Here is a 24,541-nt window from a genome sequence, read left to right as displayed (position 1 = left end):
AGCTAGCTTGGGAGGAGGGCGCGCAGCCGCTAGTTGAAGCTCAGCGATTAATGGACTTCATCATTTCTACGTTGTAGCGTTCGCCCTGAACCGGAACGTTGGCCAGAACCGAATTGAGTTCATCCATGTCAGCTCGATTTAGGATTAAAGAGGCACCGCCGATATTCTCTTCTAGTCGATGCAATTTCGTTGTTCCTGGAATAGGTGCTATCCAAGGCTTTTGTGCGAGCAACCAAGCCAACGCAACCTGTGACGGGGTAGCCTCTTTTCGCTTGGCGATTTCACCAATCAAACTTACCAAATTGTGATTGGCTTCTCGTGCGCCGTCAGCAAAACGCGGGAGCTTCCTGCGTACGTCGCCTTCACCAAACGTGGTGCCAGCATCAATTTTCCCAGTTAAAAATCCTTTGCCTAGCGGGCTGAAAGGGATGAACCCGATGCCCAGTTCCTCTAGTAAGGGCAGGATCGCGTCCTCCGGATCGCGGGTAAACATCGAGTATTCGCTTTGAAGCGCAGACAGCGGTTGCACAGCATGAGCGCGGCGTATGGCATCCACACCGGCCTCGCACATGCCAAAATACTTGACTTTGCCTTCTTTTATGAGGTCACGAACGGCACCGGCTACCTCTTCAATTGGTACGTTAGGATCCACGCGATGTTGATAGAAAAGGTCAATGCGGTCAGTTTTCAATTGCTTGAGCGACTTCTCTGCCACTAAACGAATGCGCTCAGGTCTGCTGTCCAACCCACCTCCAGCAACTCCGTCTTTGAAGCCAAATTTGGTTGCGATAACGACACGGTCACGAAAAGGCTGAAGTGCTTCGCCAACGATCTCCTCATTTGCTTGGCCATAGGCTTCGGCAGAGTCGAATAGCGTCACGCCCTGCTCGACAGCTGCGCGGATGAGCTTTACTGCATCTGATTTATTAGTGGTTTGGCCGTACCCAAAAGTCAGTCCCATGCAGCCAAGGCCGATTGCCGACACTTCCAGCCCACTACTTCCAATTCTTCGGATTTCCACTTGCGTCTCCTTATATGGATTAAATGAATTCATCTTTGCCGGGATTGTTTTTACCCCAGGACGTTCATATTCCTACTCATACCTAGCGCTCTAGGGAGTGACCAGGTCATCCAGCATGAAATACTAAACAGGGCTCAGTAATGATGCGCAATCTTGGTAAGACTGTGCACAGACAAATCAATAGAAATCATTCTAATCAAACTGGTCGGGCCTTAGAAGTGTTTATGTGGCATAACACTTATCTCTTCTGCTCATGAATCCGCTCCCAGTCTGGATTCGAGCGACGCAAACCTGGTGTCTACCGCTCACAGGATTTCACTTTTACTAAGACGTTGGCAGCATCAAGTGGCAAGGCATTAAAGGCTGCTCACCGAGCAACGACAGGCGGCTGGCAATGATTTCAAATTGTATCCGTACACCAGGGACTCTAGCGCCAATGGCCCGTACTCTAAGAGCTTAGTCCTATTCATGAGTTCGGCTCATATGCATATGTTGGCTTAGCGATATAGTCGCGTTGTCGGGTCGACGTTAGATTCGCGTGGAGCCAACCAAGCAGGATCAGCCAATGGCTATCGAATGTATCAATACCATGGAAATACGTCTCATCGAAGCACCTAATTCGAGTTTCGCAGAAACCGCTCAGATTTACGTCGCAGGTCTTCAAGACGCTTCAGGGTGTCGTGATTACACGCTGACCCGAAGCACGCAAGAGTCCGACCTTTGGTGGCTCACCGGCTATTGGGAAAGTGAATCTCAGATGACTGACTCGTTTAAAAGTCCACCTATGCTGCAGATGATTAATTATCTCATCGGGGCTGGCGCAAGCCTTTGCTTTGCAAGCCTTGCATCTCAGTCGGTCGTCGTTCTTAGCGATTAATGGGCAGTTGCTACACGGCATAGATCTAAACCGTTGGCTGACCTTGTTGACCCGACGGACTTAGTTCGGGTGACCAGATGCGAATCGCGGTGACAGACGCCACCGCTGCGAACTAGCGCGTTTGTGAAATCCGCTCATCAAGGCATTTACGAATATCCTCTTGTTCGCAGAGTTTGATCTGCGAGCATGAGCATTCATTAAAGTGGATAAGATCCACATGGCGATGACAAGACGCACCCCCTTGGTCGCAATGACTGCCTTTGCAGCTGTCCCAGGCCTGGATTTTGGAGCCGGAGGTGGCTCTGGTGGTAGTGCAGCGGCCGAGCCTTTGCGCATCGCGGAGATTGGTGCGGGCTGGATGGTGCAATGCGGTCAGCAGGATATCGGTGAAATCGGTCTGGCAGCAGCGATTGCGAATGCGGTTCACCACGCCACAGGGAAACGCATTCGCAGCTTGCCGATCACTAAGGAAAAGTAGATGACGGTTAAGGATAGATGCCATGAAACAGCTTGATCTGCAGGTCATCCAGCAGGCCCGAGCATGGGTCGCACAGGGCAAGCCAGTGTGGCTTAGCACTGTGCTGGCTACTTACGGCTCGGCTCCGCGTGGGCCTGGGGCGATGCTTGTCTGTCTGAGCTCCGGTGAACATCGCGGGTCGCTGTCTGGCGGTTGTGTTGAGGATGATTTTCTCGACCGCGTCAGCGGCGACTTCTTCAACCCAGTGAGCCAGGTTGTTCGTTATGGCGAAGGAGGGTTGGCGCCCACCCTGGCCTTGCCATGCGGCGGCATTCTGGATGTGCTTGTCGAATACTTTTCGCCGGACGATGAAACTGACACGCATCTTGCCGCCGTCGAGGCGGCGTTCGCCGGGGCAGGGCTGATCACGCGTCGAGTGCTGTTGGGTACTGAGCGCCGCGACATTGACTCTGGTCGCATGGATACAGCAAGAGTCAACGTTGGAGTAGAACAGGTCACGATCCGTATTGGCGCAGTGCAGCGCTTGCTGCTGGCTGGGCTTTCGCCTGTCGCAGAGTACTGCGCCAGCTTTGCCTTGGCATTGGGTTACGAGGTGATCCTGTGCGAGCCCAGGGAAGAAATATTGGGTGCATTTACCCTTCAGGGCGTTGCGGTCCATGAGGTGCTGCCAGCGGTCTACATCGCCAACGGTGGTTGCCATGCATCAACCGCGGTCGTGGCGCTGACACATGATCCGCGCCTTGACGACCTCACGCTGCTTGAAGCGGTACGCACTCAGGCGTTCTACATCGGCGCCATGGGGTCGCAGCGCACCAGCAACAAGCGATTTGAACGTCTGGCGAGGATTGGCGGCATTGATGAAGCCAGTATGCAAAGGATCCACGCGCCCATCGGCTTGCAATTAGGTAGCAAGACCCCAGCGGAAATCGCCTTGGCAGTCATGGCTGATATCCTCCGAGTCTCCAACGGTATACAGCGTCACGCGCTCTAGCAGGCGTATCAGCGGTGCTTAGGTGAAGCAAAGACTTCCTTAGGTACAGGGATAGCAACGATCACTTTCGGCCAACCCACGTAAAACGCCAGAATGGTGGCCGCCGCGGCGGTCTGAGCTTGGGTCAGTCTGGCTGGGGGGGGCTGGCAATGATGCCCGATCACAAAGCGATAACGCACATCACTAGCCGCGGTAGCGCAATGCGTCTACCAAGAGCGCAAATGCCGAAGATGGCTGGCGTCGGTTTGGATAGTAAAGGTGAAAACCCGAAAATTTGCGGCTCCAGTCATCGAGCACGCTAATCAATCGACCGTTCGCAATGTGAGTGGCCACGAGGTCAGTTGGCACGTAACTCAGCCCAAAGCCGTCCAGTGCCGCGTCCAGTAAATGATAAACACTATTGTAGGTGATTTGTCCTGAAACACGAACATTGAGAACCTCGTCGTCTTTTTCGAATTCCCAAGCGTACAGGCCACCATTTGTGGGTAAGCGCAGATTATTACACTGATGCTGTACAAGATCGCGAGGCGTATGCGGTAACTCACGATTGGTGAAATAGGTAGGAGACCCTACTACCGATATGCTGATATCCGGGCCAATCCGAGTGGCAATCATACCCTCAGCGACGTCTTCGCCGAGCCTGATGCCTGCATCAAATCCCTGCGCTGCGATGTCTACGAAGTTGTAGTCGCAGCAAACCTCGACCGAGATATTCGGATACTCAGATAAGAATTTCTTAAGTGCGGGGCGCAGTATCAAATCCAGTGAAAACTCCATGGCATTGATACGGATTTTGCCAGTGGGGGTATCTCTCAGATCGCTGAGCAGCACCAATTCTTGCTCGATTCCTTCGAAATGAGGGCCGACTCTATTTAGCAAGCGTTCGCCTGCTTCGGTGGGCGATACACTGCGGGTGGTGCGTATCAACAGGCGCAATCCTAATCGTGCCTCCAACGCCCTGACTGTGTGACTTAGGGCAGATTGTGAGACGCCTAATTTAGCGGCCGCCTTGGTGAAACTACGTTCTCGGGCTACCGCAAGAAAGGCAATCAGGTCGTTGGCATTTTCCCGAAGCATTGGTGAGTCCAGTTCATGAGGTGGTTTGGATTATACCCACTAATCAGCTTTATTAGTAAGATCACAGTCATAGCTGGGCTACCTTTGCTGCCCGGGGCGCAGATGTTTACCACAGCAGGGCATCGCACTGAAACTTTGCAGCGAGTTCACCTACCTACCGTTGGCGTCAAGAAACAAGTGTCGGTTCGGTATGAGTGATTAAATTGCACCTCGACCACCTAAGCCTATACCGACGCATGGGGTGGCGTGAAACGTAGCAGTTATACGTGTGCAGGCGTGCAGGTGAATCATGAGAACAGCGTCCTAAATCGCGGTAATGCCCGGCCATTTCCCTGGCCGCCTGAGACGATCAATCAACCTGCACGATAGCCCTGATATGCGCGGGACGATTGTTAGTACCACCGCGTCGTTTTTCCGTAACCAGGTCGATTTTGAAGCCGAATCTGGTGGCGATGACGACCTTGCCTCTGATCGGTGCCAATGCGGAACCTAGCAATTTTTCATTTACGAATGGGCCTTATGCTTCTGCCGGGGCAAAACAGAGTGGTGCGTTGATCATGCATTGCGCGTATCTGCTTTATCATCCTCTCGGAGTTTGAAGCTAGGCTTTAGCCAAAGCTCATGCACGTGCAGCCCGGGCCCCAGCCCCAGACTTTCAAACGGTCTTTTGCCTAAATGGAGTTTCTGCATGTTTCTTCTTCTTCGCAAGCGAGTGACTGATAGATACACTACGGATTCTTGTACCTATCTCAACAATTGTCACATTGTTTCATGCGCACTTGAAGGGGATTCACAAATGATTCGGGCTGCACTTCCTGAGCTGACTGCCTTTGTAGCCATCGCTGAACGACGCAGCTTCAGCGGTGCCGCCAAGATTCTTGGTGTGTCGGCTTCGGCGCTTAGTCACTCCATGCGAGGCCTTGAGTCCCGGTTGGAGCTGCGATTGTTCAACCGCACGACCCGTTCGGTAGCCCTGACTGAGGCGGGAAAGCAATTATTTAATCGTGTTCAACCTCTTTTGGGTGATCTAGAATGCGCCGTAAACGACGTGACCTCAGAACGAAACACCCCTTCAGGGTTGATACGAATTAGCGCTACGGAGTCCTCGTTCAGGCTTTTGATACGCCACGTAATGCCTGGTTTTTTGCGTGATAACCCACAGATCCACATCGAATGCATTGTCGATAGCAGGCTGGTCGATATCGTCGCTGATGGGTTCGATGCTGGTATCCGGCTGTTCGATGATGTTCCTCGCGACATGATAGCTATCCGCTTTGGCCCGGACGTTCGCTTTGCCGCTGTAGCATCGCCTGAATATCTAAGCCGTCACCCTGCGCCCCTTGCGCCGCATGACCTTAAGGATCATCGCTGCATCCGTTTTCGGTTTACAAGCGGCACCTTGTTTCGCTGGGATCTAGGTCATCTGGGCAGAACGGCCAGCATTGATGTCAATGGGCCAATGACGATGGATAACATCAACCTGATGACTGAGGCTGCACTAGCAGGCATTGGCATCGCTTGGCTGCCCGAGCATCAAGTTGGGGAGCATCTGCAAGCAGGTAGTTTGGTGCATCTTTTGCCAGATTGGGGGCCGTGCTATCCAGGAGCCTGCCTGTATTACCCTGCAAACCGGCACCCGCCGATGGCACTGCGAATGTTCGCCGAGGCAGTACGTGAGTGGGCCCGCGACCTAGAATGCAACCAACCCAGCCCGAGCTGAATGATTGGCAGGGTACCCCTCAAGGATGCAAACCCTGCTGGTCAGCCGCTCCCCTGAGCTAGGGCATCACGTAACGCTATCCCTCCAAAAGACGTAGTGGCGTCTCCGTACCAAGGAGCAGACTTCCTGTTCTTCCAGCCCACATAACTCATCAGCCCCCTTGATATCCCATGATCATCTGGCGCACGTTGGGCGTTTTGGTTGGATCTTGAGAGCCTTGGATACTGTGCCACTGGTTCAGTGCCGGCAACCGCTGCTTGCGTGCTGATCGCGTGCTTATTAGCGCACTGGGCCAATTAGCAAACGATGCCACCGCCAGTGGTGGGCAGGTAGCCGACCCAAGTCACCTCAAAGTGCTCGATGGTCCGCAGTATATTAGGTTGAGCTATCCGAGCACGCTATGCCTAATTCTAGGCTGACCCTTGCGATCGCGAAATGGCTCGCCATCACTCTGTGCACTAATTCTGTAAACTCAGGTTGCAGCTGGACTTGGTGTTTGTTGCATTTGAAATATCCACGCGATTCGCCTTCCTTTATTATTCTTATAATGTGGGTGTGTGATACGCCAAGTCGAGAAGACAGATCGCTGTAAGTTGAAACTTTCTGATCTGCTTTTGAACAGGAATTCCTTAGGTTGTCGACATATAGGGCGAGCATTGGCAAATGGCCGCCGTCCTTGTTCATAATCCATATCTCGTCAGTTCGCTGCTGACCGAGCATTATATTGGCATCAAGTACTTTAGCAAAACCTTTGTAATAATGCGGTACGAGGTCATGCGGTAACGTTACTCGATTGAGTCTATCTTCGTTGGGTATCATCCCCTCGGACGGCTTCGTATAAGCGTTGATTAAATTCTTCGCTGTGCTTAACGCTGCTGCTGTAGGTTTATACAGTCGCTGTCGTCCATCTTCCTCGTCTGCAATAACGTCCATGAAGCCGGTAATCTCAAACAGTGAGAACAAAGAGTCTAGACTGTTGCCCGACATGTAATCACGATCTCGGCAGAATTCTTTGACCCTTGAAAGCGGCATCTTCGGGTTCTTGAAGCTAAAGCTTAGCAAAGTCACGGCAACCATAAATCTATCGTGTTTTAAGATGTGCTTATAAAACAAGGGTTTTTGCTGATAGGTGGTCATCATTAGGTCGAAATGCATAAGGATGGCTTTATTAATGTCGCCGCTCACAATTTTACACCTGACATCATCCACGTAACTCATCACGTCATTTTTATTCATGGTCTTGAGAAATCGTTTGGGGTCAGAATTAATATTTGATTGTGGGCTAGCATACAGTATAGAGCCGATTAGGCGGCTTTGAAATTTGACCCAAAAATGTTTCTTTTGGTTCCTTGCATCATCTAGCGCTTGTCGGGCAAAGTACCCGCTATCGCCAATGGTTGTGCTGATTAGTCAATCGGACACAGCAAGTGGGCAAGCGTATTCAATACCGGTAGCTGTGACGTTGGCGTCTATAGCGCAATGGCTAATATTGCAAACGTGTGCCTAGTTATCCGCGGATGGCTAGTTTAATAACCTAACCGCGACTTTTCCGGTGCAACTTCGGAAAAACGCGTAAGCCTAGGAAAACCAAGGGTCACAGGCATCCCGCATCTGATGAGGTTGTCAAAAAAGGGTGGAAACCATAGCTGCTCAAGATATGGAAAAGCGAGTTTCGCCGTGAAGTCGAGACTTGGCTGGCCGATTGATCCAATGTTGGATCATTCAGTGTAGAGGCTGCTCCTTCGGGTTGCAGTCTGTTAACAGATAGGGTCACGTTCTGGTAAGAACCCAATCCCGAGTAGGCATCTCAAAAGCGGAGACTCCATGGGAAAGCTAAGCACCCCAATGCTAAAACAGTGTGTTGAGGATCTAGAATCGTTACAAGCAATTGCCGCTCGATACAACCTCATTTTGGATGCGGCTACTCATGATCTCGCCGGGGCTCTTAAGCAGAATATAGGTAGGCCGGCCCCTGTGCACAAAATACCCGCGGATATTTACCGAACAGACAGTGCCTCCTATTCCGTCCTCGTAGACCTCAACATAGAAAACTTAGTTTTACTTAGGTGTAAACTTCTAGAATTCATAAATGGTCTGATCTGCATAGCTGTATCCACCGAGACGATGCTCAGCGTTTTGCTCAATAGAGCGGGTGAGGAGAGTGATTTTCAAGAGACCGCTGCGAAGCTTGAATTAGAGAAATATAGACGTATCTTCAAGGGTATAAAGATTAATCTCTTTGCAGAGGGCGTTCATTGCAGCTCAATAAAGGTGCCGAAAGCTAAAGCAAATGTATTGATGTTCAAGTCAAAATTAACGCTGTAGTGAGTATTTTCGGTAACTGCAGAGATTAAGATTATATTGGCTGGCTATTAATTTCGATGCCCGCGAGACAGTAATTCTCGTCCAATGCGATGTGATGGATGAAGAGCGCGCTTTGCGGTGGCAGCGTTTAATTCGGGCGTAGAGTTCTGATAAACAGCGAGCACGATGAGAAAATGCTATCGGATGAGCTGAAAGCTGGAAGATATGGCATCACGCATGTTGTTTGGAGTAGGTACTCAAGAGGAGCCAGCTCGATTGGACGCAGTCTACGAAGTGCACTACATGTTCTTTGAAACCAAGAAGCTATTGATAGTCAGTCGGGATTCGATGTGGTCGGAAAGGGCATGGCTGAGTGTTTTGGTACGGCATGGCGTACATGTCGGCGTAGTCGTAGATCTGACCTCTCTTGAACACATCGCAAGTCGCTATGGGATTCGTGACGTCCGATGGAATAAAGCAGTTCCAGTCACGTTAAGTGTTCAAGAGCGTAGTGCACTGCAGCTGGATATCTAATATATGATGAGCGAGGTGCCAAACACTAGCACGTTGTCGATTCGAGATAGATTTCATATCGCCACAAGGTGTGGCTAGGCTATCCATTTCGCAAGATCTGTCGCGGCTTCGTAGCCAATCGATAAATATTACTACCGGCTTATAGCGCACCGTTCGTCTGACCAGGCGAGTAGTCGCTCCAGCTTTATTGTGTTAAGCCGATACCTTCACAACAACGAGTTTCCTATGAACCAAAAAGAGGCACGTTATGTTCGGACGTAAAGATAGAACTGAACTGGCAGCCATGAAGGCCGAAGTAGCGGGACTCAAAGGATTGATGGGCGCGTTGGAAAAATCGATGGCTGTTGTCGAGCTGGAGCCAGACGGAAAGATCATCCGCGCTAACGATAAATTTCTCACCATTATGGGGTACCACGCAGAGGAACTGACGGGTAAAAAGCATCGTGATTTCTGCGATTCGGAAATGCTAAGTAGCACTGAGTACGCAGACCTCTGGGCGTCTCTGCGTGCAGGTAAATTTATATCCGGCACTTTTGTGCGAATTGACAAGTCGGGCAGAAGCGTATGGCTGGAGGCAAGTTACAATCCTGTGACCGACGCCCAAGGCCGTGTTGTCAAAGTAGTCAAATACGCTTTGGATGTCACTCAAAAAGTCCTTCTGGAAAATGAAACCCGCAGCAAGCTCAACGCAGTGGATCGCGCCATGGCGATTTGTGAATTTGACCCATCCGGGCAGGTGTTGGTAGCCAATGGTAATTTTCTGCAAGTCATGAATTATTCGTTGGCAGATATTAGCGGCAAACATCATAGGACTTTCTGCGAACCATCTCTGGTCAACAGTGCCGAATACGCTGAGTTTTGGCGTAAGCTAAACCGAGGGGAATTTGTGGGCGGTCAGTTCAAAAGAATTGGCAAAAATGGCCACGTCGTTTGGTTAGAAGCGACTTACAACCCTGTTTTCGATACGGATGGCAAAGTCTACAAAGTTGTCAAATTCGCGAGCGACATTACGTCAAAGGTAGAGACGCAAGAAGCGGACGCGCACGGAGCTTCAAAAGCCTATCACATTTCAGCCGAGACCGAAAAAGTCGCTGAGCAGGGCACGCTTGTGATCCAGGAAACTGCGCGAGAGATGCGCCAGATTGCGGAAAAAATTGGCTCTTCCGCTAAATTAGTAGGGCAACTGGGGGATCGGTCGGAGCAGATCACGGCGATCGTTAATACTATTCGCGGTATTGCTGATCAGACTAACCTTCTGGCGCTAAATGCGGCTATAGAAGCGGCTCGGGCGGGCGATCAAGGGCGGGGATTTGCAGTCGTGGCCGATGAGGTAAGGCAACTCGCCGGACGTACTAGCGGCTCCACCAAGGAAATCGCGGAGATGATTGGCAAGATTCTCGCGGAGACGCGCGAGGCAGTTGCTAGCATGAACGCCACTCAAGAAGGTGCCAACCGAGGCGTTACCCTAGCTGATCAAGCTGGGCAAGTGATTGTCCAGATCCGAGACGGTGCAAGTGATGCCGTGGAAGCGGTCAGCATGTTTGCCAACCGCATGGATGAGGCTGACTTTATTTCAAGGCACGGGAAAAAGTAGCTGATTAAAGGTCAGTGTCGATTACGCAGCGGACAGCGATACCGTTAGTCCCTAAGCGCATTCGCGTAGAAAGTGGAGCTCTCGCTTCGATGTCTGCTTACGATTTGTACGCCAAAGCTGCTGCCGGTTGGCAACAGCTGGCGGTTGGCGCTACACCAGGATCAGGCGAAGTTCGCCGATTTGACGTTGGACAGGTGAGTGCAGCTTAGGAGAAATACGCAATTTAACATAATATACATTATGCGTAACGTCCTGTTTCGCGAGTCGGGTGCCAGGGTTGGTGCTGCGAGCTGGGGATTCAGCCTTGGACTGGTAATCCTTCGGCTAGGTACATCAGAACCTTGCCACCTCAGCACTTGGACTCGCGCCGCGTCAGCTTTTCCTCCTCACTGGTGCTCGGCTCGAATTCCTCGACGAAGACCTGAATGTCCGAAACGCTAGTGTTCACGTCTACGACGTTCATTAGCATGATTGGCTCGATCACTACCAAACCAAACCAAACCAAACCAAACCAAACCGCATCGCGATCCGTCATCCAGAGCTCGACGTTCCACCACACCAGACCGGCATGATCGCGTAGTCATCCACAAAATCAGCCTTGTTGGGGTGACAAGCGTGCCTGTTGGCGATCAACGGAGCTGCGTTAGCCTGTATGGCGTGACTCGGCAGTTGCCGAATGAAGACCGCGCTGTAGAAATGCATCGCGCACGAGTAAGCGTGTGCCGTTCTTCATCTGATTGTCAGGTCCGCGATGGGTCCCGATGGGCACTGTTTGGCTGGAAAACTCCCTTGAGTGCTTGTCTGCAAGCTACAAGATCTATAGTCGTAGGCAGCGTAACCCTAATACCGAAAGCAGCCCTACTTATTCGCGAACGTCGCCTAAAATACGATAACTATACTAAATAAGCATTTAGTATAGTTATGCGGCCTGGTTGGATTTACCCAACGGCCTCTTGGTCTGCTCCTACCTCCAAAATGCAGGTGCGACATGGGGTGCTAGACTCAACGCGAGTCAGTTGTTTGGGTATCCGCTCAGCCGATTCTCTGAGCATATCAGTAGTGCGTTGTTGATAATGTTGTCTCCACTGCAAATGGCTCATACCTTTTTCGAAGAGAGGAATGACTCATGAAAACAATCTGCACCGCTGCATTCACTGCTTTATTGCTGGGCTGCGCCACCAGCGGAAGCAATCCCGCAATGGACGCGCACTCGCCGGCGCCGCCCGGCGCTGCAAAACTCAGCGGTGACGACGTTGCAAGCCAATTCGTAGGACGCTCACATCAAAGCGTAACGTCAAGTGGGCGATCTTTTTCCGAGATTCTTACAGCCGATGGAGCAGCCAAAATCAATATAACTGGAATGCCTGAAGCTAAAGGGAGTTGGAAGATCACGGGCGATGTGATTTGCGTGACCTATTCGGCGTATGGCGAGGAATGCAACATTGTCAAAGCTGATGAACGATGGTTTTGGTTTGTCGACAGTGTCAAAGGGACAACGAATAATCGTTTTGCTCACTGATAATGCCGAAAACTAGCTAGCTGTGTGAAAAAAGGCCAAGTGCGAATGGGCGCTTACGTTATCCATCCTGCCTGGTGCGTCCTGCCACCGGGCATCTGCCCTCCTACACGCTCAATTTACGACTGAACTTGGTCTCCATCACGATATGCGACGCCGTGTGCGCCACGCCCTTGATCATGTTGATGCGGGTCAGCTCGGCGTTGAGTTCGCCCAGCGTCCCGGTGGCCAGGTGAATGATGAAGTCCGACTCCCCGGACACGGCGTATACGGCCTGCACTGCCTCGATCTTGCGCAAGGTGGTCATGACGTCGGTGTAGCTCTTGTTGGTGCAAGAGGTCATGGTGAAGCAGTTGATGGTGGGCTGTATCCGGTCGTGGTCGATACGCACGCTGTAGCCGGTGATGACGCCGGCTTTCTCCAGCCGCTGGATGCGCTCCTGTACCGAAGAGCGCGACACTCCAAGCTTGCGCGCCAGTGACGCGGTCGGCTCGCGGGCGTTGGCCTGCAGCAACGCCAGCAATTGCCGATCGTTCTCGGTGAGGTTGAACAATGTGCCGGGTAGGTGCGCATCCATGCCGTGTAGACCTTGCCTGTAAAAGAGTTAACGCGGCCCTACGCCGGCGTGTCGTTCCTGGAACCTGTCCATCATCTTCAACCCGGTATACACCAATTGCGCCGCCGGAGGGCCGAATGGGCCCCCGTTCCACTGCAGCCCGTAGCGGTCGAACAAACGGTAGCGGTCCGATTCGCCGCAGATGGCCTCGGCAATCACCCTCCCCCCGGCCGGCGCGGTGTTCATGCCATGCCCGCCGAACGATGCGCAGGACCACAGCCCAGGGCCCAGCGGGCCGATGTGGGGCATTTTGTGCCGCGCGTAGCCCATCAGTCCAGACCAGGCCTTGTCGATTTTCAGGCCTTGCAGCTGTGGGTAGACATCGAGGATATCGGCGCTGAGCAGTTGCGCCAGACGTTGCTCGTCCTGCAGATTGTGGGTGGTGATGTGGCCGCCCCACAGCAGCCGATCGCCATCCACGATACGGTAATAGTCCGAGGCCCGCCGGGAATCGCCGACGGCTTCAGAGGTGCGGACGGCCTGTTGCAGGCGCGCACCCAACGGCTCGGTGAGCACCACGTAGGTGGCGATGGGCAGAAAGGCACGGTGCAATTTACCGAATTCCGGACCGCCATAGCCGCCGCAGCAGTACACCACATCGACACAATCGACGCTGCCGTGAGCCGTTGACACCTGGGAACGGCCGGCTCGGCTGTCGACCTGGAGCATGGCGCACTGCTCATGGATCACGCCCCCTTTTTGCTCGATCAGGTCGGCCAGGCCCAGGCAATAGTTCAATGGGTGGAAATGGAAACCGTGGGTGTCACGCAGCCCCTGGTGGTAACGCTCGGTGTCGAGCAGGGTGCGCAGAGTGTCGCGGTCGAGGTACTCCAAGTTGAAACCGAAATCACGGTCCATGCGCTCGCTGAACCGCTTGAGGCTGTCGGCGTTGTCGAAGCGGCTGACACTCAGCTTGCCCCGGCTGGGTGCGCAACCCGGCAGTGAATGCCGCTCTATGGTCTCGCGCACGCTGTCCACGCCTTCCAGTGACAGCTTGAACAAGGCTGCGGCGGTGTCCTTGCCGCAGCGCTGCTCGATGGCCGAGAGGCCCTCGGACCAGCCTTGCAGGACGAACCCGCCGTTGCGCCCGGAAGCGCCCCAGGCCACCCGCGCCGCCTCCAGCACCACCACCGATTTGCCCCGCGAAACCAGTTCCCAGGCGGTGCTCAGCCCCGCCAGGCCACCGCCCACGACGCACACGTCGACGCAGACCTTGCCGGCGAGGGGCGGCCGCACGGGTGCCTCGCGCATGGTCGCGGTGTAATAGTTGTCGATATAGCTGAACATGAGGTCCGTCATCCTTCATCGGGCGGGTGCGTCCCGTGTGCGCAATCGAGCACACGGGACGCCGGCAGGTCACTGCACTTTGGTGAGGTCGGCGCCGTACCATTTTTCGGAAAGCTGCTTGAGAGTGCCGTCGGCTTTCATCTCATCGACGATCTTGGTCAGCGCACCGTTGAAGGCGTCGTCGCCCTTGTCGACGGCGATGGCCAAGGGTTCGTAATAGGCCGGCTTGCCCTCGACCTGGACGATCGGGTAGCCATTTTTGATAGCGGCACTGATGGTCGGCAGTGCGGACAAGGTAGCGTTGAGGCGCACCCCGTTGCCCATGCGCAGGTCGTCCAGCGGGCCCATGCTGTCGCCGTAGGTTTTCACCTCGCCCGGCTCGACGTCGTAGGTGAACGACGGCACGTCGGCCGCATCGATGGTCAGCCGGCGGTTGATGTAATCCTCGGACGTGGTGCCGGCCTCGACGCCGATGATCTTGCCGTTGAGGTCGGCGGTCTTGGTGCCGGCGGCGGCCTTGTGCACGGCGAACACGTACGGCGTGTAGTAGTAGACCGCCGGGAAGTCGAGCACCCTGCCCCGTTCACGGGTCGGCGTCATCGAACCGACCGAAATGTCCCAGCGGTTCGACCAGCGCCCGGCGGTGATGATGCCGTACTCGGGCGTGACGAACGCCACCTTGCTGCCCAGGCGCTTGCCGATCTCGGTGGCCACGTCGATGTCGAAGCCCTGCAGGGCATTGTCCGGCCCCAGGAACGATTGCGGTGGCCAGTTGGCCGCCGTGGCCACTTTCATGACCTTGGTCGAGTTGATGCGGTCCAGGGTGGTGCCTGCCCAGGCAACCCCGGCTCCGGCCGTGAAGACGCCGGCCAGTGCGGCGGCGGTGAACAAGCGGGTCAGCAACGTCATGGTGAACCTCCAGAGAGCAGCGGTACGCGGTTATCGTTCTTGTGGCGTGTGCAGCATGGTGAATTCGTGATTGATGTCGGTTTGAGGCTCAGGCACTCAGTGGCTGAGAATCTGCGAAAGGAACTCGCGCGCACGTTCATGCCTTGGGTTATCGAAGAAATCCTGCGGTTTGGCCTCTTCGATGATGCAGCCCTGGTCCATGAAGATGATCCGGTCTGCCACGCGGCGGGCGAAGCCCATTTCATGGGTCACGCAAAGCATGGTGATGCCGTCCTGAGCCAGCTCGCCCATTACGTCAAGCACCTCCTTGACCATCTCCGGATCGAGCGCCGAGGTGGGTTCGTCGAAGAGCATGATGCGCGGGCGCATGCACAGCGCCCGGGCAATGGCCACGCGCTGTTGCTGGCCACCGGACAACTGGCCCGGGTATTTGTCGGCCTGGTTGCCGATGCGCACGCGTTCCAGGTATTCATGGGCCAGGGCACGGGCGTCGGCGTCGCTCAACCGGCTGACCAGCCGCGGCCCCAGCATCAGGTTGTCGAGCACGGTCAGATGCGGAAACAGGTTGAATTGCTGAAAGACCATGCCGACCTGGCGGCGTATGCCGGCCACGCAGGCGGCACTGCGGGTGAGCGGGGTGTCGCCGATGATCACCTCGCCCTGCTGAAAGTCTTCCAGCAGGTTCAGGCAGCGGATCAGCGTCGACTTGCCCGAGCCCGAGGGCCCGCAGATGACCACGATCTCGCCGCTGGCGATGTGCAGGTCGATGTCCTTGAGCACGTGGAACTCGCCATACCATTTGTTCAGCTTGCGTACGCGAACACCGGCCTGCTGGGGGAGATCGTGGGCAACGGTCGATCGATTCATCTCAAGCTCCTGGACGGCTCAGCGGTGCGCGCGGTTGAAGTGTTTTTCCAGGCGGGCCTGGACCGTTTCCAGAACGATCGACAGCAACCAGTACAGCACCGCGGCGGTGATCAGCATCTCCAGATGGCGAAACTCCGCGCGGCCCTGGGTGCGTGCCAGGAACATCAACTCCCAGACGCCGATCACCGACACCAGCGAACTGTCTTTGAGCATGGAGATGAACTGATTGCCGGTCGGCGGGATGATCAGTCGCATGGACTGCGGCAGAATTACCCGCAACATGGTTTGAAGTGGCGACAGGCCGATGGCCCGCGACGCTTCCCATTGCCCGCGCGGAATGCTGCTGATGCCGGCGCGGAAGATTTCGGTCATGTACGCGCCGTAGCACAGCGACAGTGCCAGGATGCCGGCCGGCACGGCACCGACCACATAGCCCAGCTGCGGGATGCCCAGGTAGATGAGGTAGATCTGGATCAGCAGCGGCACACCACGGAAGAACGAGGTGTAGAAGCTGGCGATCGCGATGGCGAAACCGTTGGACGACAGGCGCGCGGTGGCGCCCAGCAAGGCGAGTACGAACGCGATGGCAATGGAGATCGCCGACACGTACACCGTCGTGAACACCCCTTGGGTAATCATGAAACCGACTTTGGTGGCGATGAACGCGTAGGAAAGGTCGAAGGTGTCGAAGAACAGCAGGAACATCAGTAACAGTTCGCACCACACCGTGATGATCTGCGCCCGCAAGGGGAACCGTCCCAACACGAACAGGTTCAGCACCAGGGTCAGGGTGAAGGTGACTGCCACGGCCACGTCACGGGCCAGCGGTGCGTGCAGGTCCAGCAGGATCGGCGCCATCAGGCGGCCCAGGCCACTCTCACCGAGGCCTGCGAACAGGGTGACGGCAAAGGTGACGGCAGCCACGGTACCCATGAACGTCAGGTTGTCGGTGGCTCGGGGTTTGACGATGTGGTCCTTGAACATGGCATGGACACCTTTGTTGTTGTGTTTTCATTATGGGCGCGCAAAACGCTGGCGAGCACCCTGCGCTTTGCATTGATTCGATAGTGAATCCGCCAGATTTGGCGGGCAGCCCCTGACAAACGCAGGAAAGCGCGGACGATTCGCCGCTACGGTGGCGTTTTCCCTGTCACTTGGGCGGCCTGGTCAGGCGCCGTTCGGGCCAACTCCATCGAGGATGAGGCTGCGATAGTGGCCGGGGCTTGCGCCGGTCCACTTGCGAAAGGCCTTGTAGAAGGAACTGGCGTCGGCGAAGCCCAGGCGCTCGGCGATGTCTTCGAAGGTCGCTTGTGGCTCGGCCAGCCAGAGCACCGCGCGCTCCCGGCGCACGCTGTCCTTGAGCGCCTGGTAGCCGGCGCCCTCCTCGGCCAGGCGCCGACGCAGCGTGGCCACCGAAGCGCCGCACTGGCTGGCCATGCTTTCGATGGCTGGAAACTCTGCCGCCGGCAGATTGCGCAGCCTCTGGCGGATGCGCCAGCCCAAGCTGTGCGGATCGCGGTAGCGCACCAGGATGTTGGCCGGCGCGCGGGCGAGAAAACGCCGCAGCTCGGTCGCGCTGCGCCGCACCGGAATGTCTAGGTGCTCGGCGGCGAAGATCAGCCGGGTGCGGGGTCGCTCGAAGCGCAGGTTGGGCGAGAACATCACCTGATAATCGCCTACGTAGCGAGGCGCCGGGCCGCGCAGTTCCATGGCCAGAATCGGAATGCGCCGTCCCGCCAGCCAGCAGGCGATGCCATGCACGATCATCCAATAGGTGAAGCAGGAAAACGCCCGTTTGGGTTCGGTGCTGCGCTCATGAATGACGATTTCGGCCAGCGATTGCTGGGTCGCCAGGCGACCGTCGTAGTCGGCCAGCATCAGTGCGACGAACTCCAGGGCGCGCTGCAGTGCAGCGCCTACCGTGGGCTGGTGCATGCAGGCCCGGCACAGGAACGCGAAGCTGCCGCGCCGCAGGGGCCGCGCGTCCATGCCGAAGAATTCGTCGTCGAGCGCCCTGGCCAGTTGTCGCCAGAGCCGAGCGTAGCTGTGCACCGGGATCCGAGCCTGATCATTGCCCAGCAGCGTGGGCTCGATGCCCGCCGACTGCAACAAGGGCTGCAGGGGCAGATGACAGTCACGCACGGCTTCGCGCACCAGGTGGATCGAGATCGTATCGCGCAGCGATGGAGCGTCGAGCGGGTTTCGGGTCAGGTTCACTCATCCTCGCTAACCGCTTCTGGGCGAAACGGACCGAACGGCCTGTAGGGCACTCATTGCCCTACCCTTGCGGTCGTCAGTTCTAATCCATCCGTTGGCGCCGAGCAAGCGTCCTGACCAAAGACCTGCCTAGTAGGGGTTTGGGGAGCAACGGAACAGAAAGTGCACTTAAGCTCGGATACCCGTGGTTTCACAACCTACCCACAGACTTACCAGACCAGATTTTTCACGGAGCCGACGGTGGTCCGGGTTCGAAATATTTCGCATGGCTTTTCAGAAATGTCCTACAGCACACCTGAAACCCTTGTAATAGGATGTTCGGCTGACTAAAAGGAGTGTCACGAATGGCTAACCACGATTATATGACCATCACCGGCAAGGCTCAAGGACTGATTTCAGCGGGTTGTTCAACCCAAGACTCTATTGGCAATAAGTGCCAGGCCGGGCATACCGACGAAATCATGGTGCTGTCTTACACCCACAATATGGTCAACATCGGAAATATTAATAAGCCAACACATAGCCCAATCATTATCACCAAAAACGTTGACAAAGCCTCGCCGCTACTCGCCCAAGCACTCTCAACTAGAGAAGAAATAAACTGCACAATAAGCTTTTATCGAGTGTCTTCTTTTGGTATGCAGGAAAAGTTTTATTCAGTCTCAATCAATGGCGGAATTATTGCTGATCTGACACTTGAAATGCCTCATGCCATTTTGCAAAGCGACGCAGAACCTCAAGAGCATATTGCTATTCGTTACCGAGATATCACGTGGACTCACCACGCTGCTGGCACCAGCGGATATAGCACATGGGGAAATAACGAATGAAACCAACAGTCAAAAGTTGCATGCCTGGTAGCTGTGATTATTGGATGGTTAGCCAAGCCGCCGCAAAATTGGGTAGTCAAGCCAGCACACTAGGCGCTAGATATATTAATGATGGAGCGCTGCGTCTGCAATTCAACAGAGAGGTTTCTTATTACGCCAGAGGCATCGTTAATGACGTTTCTCAGGGTAATAAAAGCGCTGAACAAGGATTAAAAGAACTAAAGGATGAGCAAAACAGTCTCCTCAGCCAGGCACGAGACATTGCCTTGCGAGGAGCAAGCGTTATCTCGGGAGCGCTTCAGTTTGCTGCGGGCGCTGGGATATGCTACGCCTCCGTGGGCACACTTTGCCTTTTCGCGGGTGCGCCCATGATGCTCAACGGTGCTAATAACACCTATGAAAGCGGGCGCAATCTTTTCGAGAATCGTTCCGATACCGTAGGACCACTAAGAACGGGTTATCGCGCCGTTTCTGGAATGCTGGGAAAAGGTAATTGTGAAGCCGATGTGGCCTATGGAATGGTTGACTTGAGTTCATCAGCCTACGGCATAGGTAGAATGGTATTAAAACCCGATGCTTGGCGCTTGTTTAGATATGTGAATACGGACTATGTTAGAGGGTATCAACAAGCTACGCAAGGGGGATTTTTCTTCGATAGATTTATGGACGGTATGACTGCAAAAACCATGTATGACGTGTGCCACCCTTCTAATGAGTAACTTTATTTATTATCCCGTCTTCGTGTTGATAACGGTACTTCTGTACTGTCCTTCCTATTGGGCATACTTCGCATTTTCAGGTCGTCGCTTTTCCGCTTTGAAGTTTTGGGGGATTGGGATCTATAACGTACTGTGCGCTTCTATTCACGGTTTTTTTTTGCGAGATAGCATGTTACCGTTTATGGGGTACGTAGATAACTCCGTAATGGGTTGGCTATCCCTTGTTATGATATTTGCCCATGTGTGTACCCTTCCCGCTAATTGGGAACGAAAACGCTGGTTTTTACGAAAGTAAACTCACACCAAATCAATACCCATCCAGAAGGGTATTTCAAAGACGCGTCCTGGTTATCCTCACAGGTCATCGTCTGGATTGCGCAGTGGCCGCAGCTCACCCCGGGCGACCTCTTCCGGTACCGCGAAGGAGTACCGTCCTAACATGTTGATGTGCTCGAAGATCAGCGGCGACAGCCGAGCCAGATCCTCTTCCAGCACTGTGTAGCCGTGCTGCTTTAGCCGTTCCACGGCTGCGCTCATTTAGAGGGTGTTCCACAGCACGATGATGTTCACCACCAGGCCCAAGGCACCGAGTTGATCCGCCTGGCCTTCGCGGTAGCGCTGGCGAAGTTCACCGCGTTTGCCATGGAACACAGCTCGGGCCAGGCTGTGCCGGCCTTCACCGCGATTCAGCTGGGTCAGGGTGGCACGACGCTTGGATTCGTCATCGATGTAGGTCAGCGTGTGCAAGGTTTTCTCTATCCGCCCAAACTCTGCCATCGCTTGGGCCAAGCGGGTCGGACGATCACCCGTTTGCAGGTGGGCATAATACCGGTAGCAGGTACTCGACCGAGTTTGAGTGAACCTGCCAGACGCAGCAGGTCATCCCAGTGCTCGGCGATCAGGTCGAGTTTGACCGACTGACGAGCCAGTCCGTTGAGTTTGCCGTAATCCGCGTCTGGGCGCGTGCGCCAGAAGCGGGTACCGCCAACATCGGCCAGGCGCGGGCAGAAGTGATAACCGAGCAGGCGGAACAACCCGAATACCACATCGCTGTAGGCACCGGTATCGGTCATGATTTGTGTTGGCTGTAATTCGATCTGTTGTTCCAGCACAACCGCTAGCAGTACCAGGCTGTCGCGCAAGGTGCCGGGCACCATGATGGCATTCAGGCCGGAGGACTGGTCGGAGATCAGGTTGTACCAGGTGACGCCCCGGCCGGTACCGAAATACTTCGGGTTGGGGGCAGCATGCACCGTGCGCACGGGCACAACAAAACGCATTCCATCGGCGGAGGCCACTTCGCCGCCGCCCCAGCCTTGAGCCAGTTCCAGCTGACTTTGTGCAGCCACCAGAATGGCTTTAGCTGCGGACAAGGTGTCGTCACGAAGATAGTTCTGGGTGACACAGGACAACCGATCACGACGCAGTGCTTGGTTGTCATTGCGGATCCAGGGCTCCAGACCGGTGTTACAGGCGACTCCCAGCAGCACGGCGCACAGGCTGGTCACCAGATTATCGGCCCGCGCATTGCGTTCGGATACATGGATGAAGGCCTCCGCGAACCCGGTACGGGCGGCGATTTCCAATAGGATTTCTGGCAGATCGACACGCGGCATCAAGTCGGCCACGGCCGCACGCAGTTGCAGCAGCGAGTGAGGTTCCTCCAGCTTGTCCAGCGCTCCGAGGGACAGCTCAGTTTTGCCATCAGCGCTCTCGCTCAGTTGGATGGCAGGGTTCTCGGGCAAGCGGGCGGCGACAGCCTGCCACGTTGCATCCAGCTCGACAGACAAGGCGTCCAGGGTGGTTTTGGCATCGATGGTCAGGCCTAGTGAGCGGCAGATGATCGGTCGTGCCGTCAGCCATTCAGCACCATCGAGCAGGCCGATACGCGGGTCGGCATAGCGACCAAAGCCGTCGCGTTGCTCCTGAGTCAGAAAACCAACCGGCATCGATCACAGTACTTCGGCGCAGAACATGGAGGGGGTGACAATCCGCGTGCGTTCGATGTGCCCGCGTTGCAAGAGACCGGCACGGCGATCACCGGTGACCAGGTAGTCCGCATTACCCGCCAAAGCCATGGTCAGCAGAAAGGAGTAATCCGGATCATCGGCTTCAATCTCGATAGTCAAGCGTTCCAGCACCATCGCCCGTTGCAGGTTATTGCTCATGGCCCCCACTTTGGCAGGCTGAAGGATGGCCTGAAGCTTGGGGTAACGACTAGCGCGACGAATCTCATCGAGCTGTGCCCGTGAAGTCACCACCTCGAAACGAGCCGCCCGCCAAGCCCGGTAGATCGCATCAGGAGCCCCGCGCGGTGAGATCAACGCACTGAACAGAATGTTGGTATCCAATACAACCCGCATCAGCGCTTACGTGCCCAGTCGAGTGCTTCTTCAACCGCTTCGGTCAGTTCTGACTCACTCAGATGGGCATTGGAAGCTTTGGCCTGTTCGGCGCTCAGTTCCAGGATGTGTGCCCGTACCGCTTCTTCGATGAAGCGTGACAGGTCGCCCTTACGGCCACCGCCTTGGCTGGCCAGAAACATGCGAAGCGATTGGTCGGTGTCAGTGAAGACAGCGACGTTCCAGCGAGTGGTGTTCATGATTTCCTCGTTGATAGGTGTTTGTGTGTTGATACGCCCACCATATGCCGCTCTGAAAGAGTTCGGAAAAACCCTCGTTTGTCGAACTTTAACGCGACATGACTCAGCGCGTTAATCCAGCCTCGTTACAGTTCAAGTAACTGGTATGCTTAATCAATGTTCGACTATTACTAACACAGTCGAGTAAACGGTACTTTTCATGAAGATCGGTTCCGCGCGGGTAAGCACTCGGGATCAGAAAGCCGACCTTCAGGTCGATGCTCTGCAGAAGGCCGGATGCGAACGAATCTATCAAGACATCGCCAGCGGAGCGAAAAGTGCTCGACCGGAACTCGACAAGTTACTGGCCAACGCACGAGCGGGCGATGCCCTGGTGATCTGGAAGCTGGATCGCCTCGGGCGCTCGCTCAAGCACCTGGTCGAACCGGTCGGTGAACTAGCTGCGCGCAAGGTCGGCTTGCAGAGCCTGAATTACCCCATCGATACCACTCACGCTCAGGGTCGCCTGGTGTTCAACCTGTTCGCCTCACTGGCCGAATTCGAGCGCGAACTGATCCGTGAGCGCACCCAAGCCGGTCTTTCTGCCGCACGGGCACGAGGCCGAGTCGGTGGCCGTCCCAAAGGGTTGCCTGCCAAGGCCGAGGCCACAGCCATGGCAGCCGAAATCCTATACCGCAAAAGACGCCTGAGCGTCAGCGCTATCGGTGAGCGGCTGCACATATCCAAGAGCACGCTGTACAGCTACCTGCGTCATCGTGGTGTCGATATCGGGACATATCAGAAGAGCGAACAAACGCGGGGTCAGCAGCGCAATGTCGCGTCACCGGCAGAGTCGGCCATTGAACGGGTTGCCACCATTACGTTGCGTTTGGCGGTGGAGAACAACAGCAAGTTCGTGCGCGGTCGAAAGAGGGCCAAGGAGAACATTGAGCGCTATTGCCTAGAGCCATTGGGAGTGAAGCGCCTGGAGTCTGGAAACTATGAACTGACAGTTCCCTATCAGAGCGACGAGGAATTGGATAAGGCGGTGCATGACTTGCTCGGCGAGATCAGCCAGGAAGCCGAGATGCGCAACTGCTTTATCGAGGCGGATGCCTGGGAGGAAGGTACTGAACGACGCTGGTAGGGCTTAAGTGCACTTTCTGTTCCGTTGCTCCCCAAACCCCTAGTAGACGCATTCGACGGCAATGGCCGTCGCTTCACCGCCGCCAATACAGATCGCGGCGATGCCGCGGCGCAGGTTGCGTTGGCGCAGTGCCGCCAGCAGCGTGACGACGATACGGGCACCCGACGCACCGATGGGGTGACCGAGTGCGCAGGCGCCGCCATTGACGTTGACCTTGTGCGCCGGCAGTTCCAGGGCCTGCATGGCGGCCAGGGTGACCACGGCGAAGGCCTCGTTGATTTCGAACAGATCGACCTCTTCCAACGCCCACCCGGTGCTTTCCACCAGCTTGCGGATGGCGCCGATGGGCGCGACCGGAAACAGGTGCGGGGCATCGGCGAACGCCGCGTGCCCGTGGATGATCGCCAGCGGTTCGAGGCCCCGTGCCTGCGCCTCGCTGCGACGCATCAACACCAGCGCGGCGGCGCCGTCGGAAATGGAACTGGAATTGGCTGCCGTTACCGTTCCGCCCTCGCGAAACGCAGGCCTGAGCGAGGCGATCTTCTCCGGATTGGCCTTGGGCGGTTGCTCGTCGTCGCTGATCAGCAGCGGCTGTTTGTTGCGCATCACCTGCACCGGCACGATCTGCGCAGCGAAGCTGCCGTCGGCGATGGCCTGGCGCGCGCGCGTCAACGACGCCAAGGCGAATTCATCCTGCGCCTGGCGACTGAAACCGTGGGCCTGGGCGCAGTCTTCAGCGAAGGTGCCCATCAGTCGTCCGGGTTCGTAGGCGTCTTCCAGGCCATCGAGGAACATGTGGTCGAGTACCCGGCCATGCCCCATGCGATAGCCGTCGCGCGCGCGGTCCAACAGATACGGCGCATTGGACATGCTTTCCATGCCACCGGCCACGACCACGCAGGCACTGCCCGCCAACAATGCGTCATGCCCCATGATCATGGCCTGCATGCCTGACCCGCACATCTTGTTCAAGGTGGTGCAGGTGGTTGCGTGGGACAGCCCGGCACCGAGTGCCGCCTGCCGTGCCGGTGCCTGGCCGAGCCCGGCCGGCAGCACGCAGCCGAACAGCACCTGGTCGACGGCATGGGCATCGACACCGGCGCGCTCCACGGCGGCGGCAATGGCGGCGGCGCCCAATTGCGGTGCGGTCAGGCTGCGCAAATCGCCTTGGAACCCGCCCATGGGCGTGCGTACGGCACTGACGATAACGATCGGATCTTCATGCATGGGTGTTCTCCCTTGATCTGCCCTGCCCC

Annotated in this window: 22 protein-coding genes and 2 pseudogenes; 11 read left to right on the top strand and 13 right to left on the bottom strand. The window is 55.6% G+C overall.

Annotated elements, in window-relative coordinates; all coding sequences use genetic code 11:
- Nucleotides 1–40: 40 nt before the first annotated feature.
- The gene (locus IFT57_RS12090) at nt 41–1,021 is read right to left on the bottom strand and encodes an aldo/keto reductase (protein ID WP_192151532.1); all 981 of its coding nucleotides are present in this window, start codon (nt 1,019–1,021) and stop codon (nt 41–43) included.
- Between the two features lie 565 nt (nt 1,022–1,586).
- On the opposite strand from IFT57_RS12090, the gene IFT57_RS12085 reads away from it, so the two are divergent.
- The 3 genes from IFT57_RS12085 (at nt 1,587) to IFT57_RS12075 (ending at nt 3,367) form a co-directional block, all read left to right on the top strand.
- Nucleotides 1,587–1,898 carry an antibiotic biosynthesis monooxygenase family protein gene (locus tag IFT57_RS12085; protein WP_122800861.1) on the top strand — a complete coding sequence of 104 codons (312 nt, stop codon included), beginning with the start codon at nt 1,587–1,589 and terminating at the stop codon, nt 1,896–1,898.
- A 202-nt stretch (nt 1,899–2,100) separates the two neighbouring features.
- Complete coding sequence (locus IFT57_RS12080) at nt 2,101–2,376, top strand: hypothetical protein (RefSeq protein WP_122800860.1); 276 nt, start codon at nt 2,101–2,103, stop codon at nt 2,374–2,376.
- 22 nt (nt 2,377–2,398) lie between these two features.
- Nucleotides 2,399–3,367, top strand: a complete 969-nt coding sequence (locus IFT57_RS12075) for an XdhC family protein (protein ID WP_192151531.1) — start codon at nt 2,399–2,401, stop codon at nt 3,365–3,367.
- Nucleotides 3,368–3,550: 183 nt separating this feature from the next.
- Here IFT57_RS12075 and IFT57_RS12070 read toward each other — a convergent pair whose 3' ends face one another.
- Nucleotides 3,551–4,444: a LysR family transcriptional regulator gene (locus IFT57_RS12070; RefSeq protein ID WP_122800858.1), complete on the bottom strand. Its 894-nt coding sequence runs from the start codon at nt 4,442–4,444 to the stop codon at nt 3,551–3,553.
- A gap of 796 nt (nt 4,445–5,240) precedes the next feature.
- Here IFT57_RS12070 and IFT57_RS12065 point away from each other — a divergent pair.
- Nucleotides 5,241–6,164 (top strand): LysR family transcriptional regulator, encoded by a 924-nt coding sequence (locus IFT57_RS12065; RefSeq protein WP_192151851.1) that lies wholly within the window; start codon nt 5,241–5,243, stop codon nt 6,162–6,164.
- 375 nt (nt 6,165–6,539) lie between these two features.
- Here IFT57_RS12065 and IFT57_RS12060 read toward each other — a convergent pair whose 3' ends face one another.
- Nucleotides 6,540–7,400, bottom strand: coding sequence for a hypothetical protein (locus IFT57_RS12060; RefSeq protein WP_192151530.1), 861 nt, complete (start codon nt 7,398–7,400; stop codon nt 6,540–6,542).
- Between the two features lie 588 nt (nt 7,401–7,988).
- Here IFT57_RS12060 and IFT57_RS12055 point away from each other — a divergent pair.
- The 4 genes and pseudogenes from IFT57_RS12055 (at nt 7,989) to IFT57_RS12045 (ending at nt 12,115) form a co-directional block, all read left to right on the top strand.
- The gene (locus IFT57_RS12055; protein ID WP_192151529.1) at nt 7,989–8,489 is read left to right on the top strand and encodes a hypothetical protein; all 501 of its coding nucleotides are present in this window, start codon (nt 7,989–7,991) and stop codon (nt 8,487–8,489) included.
- A 760-nt stretch (nt 8,490–9,249) separates the two neighbouring features.
- Nucleotides 9,250–10,026, top strand: a pseudogene (locus tag IFT57_RS27275) (PAS domain-containing protein); the annotation flags it as partial.
- A gap of 84 nt (nt 10,027–10,110) precedes the next feature.
- On the top strand, nt 10,111–10,596 hold the full coding sequence (locus IFT57_RS27270; protein WP_446731197.1) for a methyl-accepting chemotaxis protein: 486 nt from the start codon (nt 10,111–10,113) through the stop codon (nt 10,594–10,596).
- Nucleotides 10,597–11,722: 1,126 nt separating this feature from the next.
- Complete coding sequence (locus IFT57_RS12045) at nt 11,723–12,115, top strand: hypothetical protein (RefSeq protein WP_192151528.1); 393 nt, start codon at nt 11,723–11,725, stop codon at nt 12,113–12,115.
- Between the two features lie 103 nt (nt 12,116–12,218).
- On the opposite strand, the gene IFT57_RS12040 is transcribed toward IFT57_RS12045, so the two are convergent.
- From IFT57_RS12040 to IFT57_RS12015, 6 genes are all read right to left on the bottom strand, one after another.
- Entirely contained in the window at nt 12,219–12,689 is a 471-nt protein-coding gene (locus IFT57_RS12040) for an Lrp/AsnC family transcriptional regulator (protein WP_192151527.1), read from the bottom strand.
- Nucleotides 12,690–12,716: 27 nt separating this feature from the next.
- Nucleotides 12,717–14,015, bottom strand: a complete 1,299-nt coding sequence (locus tag IFT57_RS12035) for an NAD(P)/FAD-dependent oxidoreductase (RefSeq protein ID WP_192151526.1) — start codon at nt 14,013–14,015, stop codon at nt 12,717–12,719.
- A gap of 69 nt (nt 14,016–14,084) precedes the next feature.
- Complete coding sequence (locus IFT57_RS12030; protein WP_192151525.1) at nt 14,085–14,924, bottom strand: transporter substrate-binding domain-containing protein; 840 nt, start codon at nt 14,922–14,924, stop codon at nt 14,085–14,087.
- Nucleotides 14,925–15,020: 96 nt separating this feature from the next.
- Nucleotides 15,021–15,791, bottom strand: a complete 771-nt coding sequence (locus tag IFT57_RS12025; RefSeq protein WP_192151524.1) for an amino acid ABC transporter ATP-binding protein — start codon at nt 15,789–15,791, stop codon at nt 15,021–15,023.
- Between the two features lie 18 nt (nt 15,792–15,809).
- Nucleotides 15,810–16,775: an amino acid ABC transporter permease gene (locus IFT57_RS12020; protein WP_122478073.1), complete on the bottom strand. Its 966-nt coding sequence runs from the start codon at nt 16,773–16,775 to the stop codon at nt 15,810–15,812.
- Nucleotides 16,776–16,958: 183 nt separating this feature from the next.
- On the bottom strand, nt 16,959–18,008 hold the full coding sequence (locus tag IFT57_RS12015; protein ID WP_342030346.1) for an AraC family transcriptional regulator: 1,050 nt from the start codon (nt 18,006–18,008) through the stop codon (nt 16,959–16,961).
- A gap of 344 nt (nt 18,009–18,352) precedes the next feature.
- Here IFT57_RS12015 and IFT57_RS12010 point away from each other — a divergent pair, with 344 nt between their 5' ends.
- Together IFT57_RS12010 and IFT57_RS12005 are read left to right on the top strand one after the other, a co-directional pair.
- Nucleotides 18,353–18,838 carry an Hcp family type VI secretion system effector gene (locus IFT57_RS12010; protein WP_192151523.1) on the top strand — a complete coding sequence of 162 codons (486 nt, stop codon included), beginning with the start codon at nt 18,353–18,355 and terminating at the stop codon, nt 18,836–18,838.
- Nucleotides 18,835–19,557, top strand: a complete 723-nt coding sequence (locus IFT57_RS12005) for a DUF4225 domain-containing protein (protein WP_244657302.1) — start codon at nt 18,835–18,837, stop codon at nt 19,555–19,557. Before IFT57_RS12010 ends, IFT57_RS12005 begins: the two co-directional genes overlap by 4 nt.
- 354 nt (nt 19,558–19,911) lie before the next feature.
- Here IFT57_RS12005 and IFT57_RS12000 read toward each other — a convergent pair.
- From IFT57_RS12000 to IFT57_RS11990, 3 genes and pseudogenes are all read right to left on the bottom strand, one after another.
- Nucleotides 19,912–21,461: pseudogene (locus tag IFT57_RS12000) on the bottom strand (Tn3 family transposase); the annotation flags it as partial.
- 48 nt (nt 21,462–21,509) lie between these two features.
- Entirely contained in the window at nt 21,510–21,920 is a 411-nt protein-coding gene (locus tag IFT57_RS11995; protein ID WP_192151522.1) for a putative toxin-antitoxin system toxin component, PIN family, read from the bottom strand.
- Nucleotides 21,920–22,159, bottom strand: coding sequence for a ribbon-helix-helix domain-containing protein (locus IFT57_RS11990; protein ID WP_192151521.1), 240 nt, complete (start codon nt 22,157–22,159; stop codon nt 21,920–21,922). The genes IFT57_RS11995 and IFT57_RS11990 overlap by 1 nt, the downstream gene beginning before the upstream one ends.
- A gap of 199 nt (nt 22,160–22,358) precedes the next feature.
- On the opposite strand from IFT57_RS11990, the gene IFT57_RS11985 reads away from it, so the two are divergent.
- On the top strand, nt 22,359–23,285 hold the full coding sequence (locus IFT57_RS11985; protein ID WP_192151520.1) for a recombinase family protein: 927 nt from the start codon (nt 22,359–22,361) through the stop codon (nt 23,283–23,285).
- A gap of 39 nt (nt 23,286–23,324) precedes the next feature.
- On the opposite strand, the gene IFT57_RS11980 is transcribed toward IFT57_RS11985, so the two are convergent.
- The gene (locus tag IFT57_RS11980) at nt 23,325–24,512 is read right to left on the bottom strand and encodes an acetyl-CoA C-acyltransferase (protein ID WP_122797616.1); all 1,188 of its coding nucleotides are present in this window, start codon (nt 24,510–24,512) and stop codon (nt 23,325–23,327) included.
- Nucleotides 24,513–24,541 lie beyond the last annotated feature (29 nt).

The sequence above is a fragment of the Pseudomonas sp. CFBP 13719 genome, from assembly GCF_014842095.1.
Lineage (GTDB): Bacteria > Pseudomonadota > Gammaproteobacteria > Pseudomonadales > Pseudomonadaceae > Aquipseudomonas.
This window is presented reverse-complemented; position numbering and strand designations above follow the sequence as displayed.

Bases quoted from the DNA above. Each gene is read 5' to 3' on its own strand.
- IFT57_RS12055 (WP_192151529.1), top strand. From the start codon at position 7,989: ATGGGAAAGCTAAGCACCCCAATGCTAAAACAGTGTGTTGAGGATCTA.
- IFT57_RS12060 (WP_192151530.1), bottom strand. From the start codon at position 7,400: ATGAATAAAAATGACGTGATGAGTTACGTGGATGATGTCAGGTGTAAA.
- IFT57_RS12025 (WP_192151524.1), bottom strand. From the start codon at position 15,791: ATGAATCGATCGACCGTTGCCCACGATCTCCCCCAGCAGGCCGGTGTT.
- IFT57_RS11985 (WP_192151520.1), top strand. From the start codon at position 22,359: ATGAAGATCGGTTCCGCGCGGGTAAGCACTCGGGATCAGAAAGCCGAC.
- IFT57_RS11995 (WP_192151522.1), bottom strand. From the start codon at position 21,920: ATGCGGGTTGTATTGGATACCAACATTCTGTTCAGTGCGTTGATCTCA.
- IFT57_RS12065 (WP_192151851.1), top strand. From the start codon at position 5,241: ATGATTCGGGCTGCACTTCCTGAGCTGACTGCCTTTGTAGCCATCGCT.
- IFT57_RS12085 (WP_122800861.1), top strand. From the start codon at position 1,587: ATGGCTATCGAATGTATCAATACCATGGAAATACGTCTCATCGAAGCA.
- IFT57_RS12075 (WP_192151531.1), top strand. From the start codon at position 2,399: ATGAAACAGCTTGATCTGCAGGTCATCCAGCAGGCCCGAGCATGGGTC.
- IFT57_RS12035 (WP_192151526.1), bottom strand. From the start codon at position 14,015: ATGTTCAGCTATATCGACAACTATTACACCGCGACCATGCGCGAGGCA.
- IFT57_RS12010 (WP_192151523.1), top strand. From the start codon at position 18,353: ATGGCTAACCACGATTATATGACCATCACCGGCAAGGCTCAAGGACTG.
- IFT57_RS12020 (WP_122478073.1), bottom strand. From the start codon at position 16,775: ATGTTCAAGGACCACATCGTCAAACCCCGAGCCACCGACAACCTGACG.
- IFT57_RS12045 (WP_192151528.1), top strand. From the start codon at position 11,723: ATGAAAACAATCTGCACCGCTGCATTCACTGCTTTATTGCTGGGCTGC.
- IFT57_RS11980 (WP_122797616.1), bottom strand. From the start codon at position 24,512: ATGCATGAAGATCCGATCGTTATCGTCAGTGCCGTACGCACGCCCATG.
- IFT57_RS12040 (WP_192151527.1), bottom strand. From the start codon at position 12,689: ATGGATGCGCACCTACCCGGCACATTGTTCAACCTCACCGAGAACGAT.
- IFT57_RS12070 (WP_122800858.1), bottom strand. From the start codon at position 4,444: ATGCTTCGGGAAAATGCCAACGACCTGATTGCCTTTCTTGCGGTAGCC.
- IFT57_RS12005 (WP_244657302.1), top strand. From the start codon at position 18,835: ATGAAACCAACAGTCAAAAGTTGCATGCCTGGTAGCTGTGATTATTGG.
- IFT57_RS11990 (WP_192151521.1), bottom strand. From the start codon at position 22,159: ATGAACACCACTCGCTGGAACGTCGCTGTCTTCACTGACACCGACCAA.
- IFT57_RS12030 (WP_192151525.1), bottom strand. From the start codon at position 14,924: ATGACGTTGCTGACCCGCTTGTTCACCGCCGCCGCACTGGCCGGCGTC.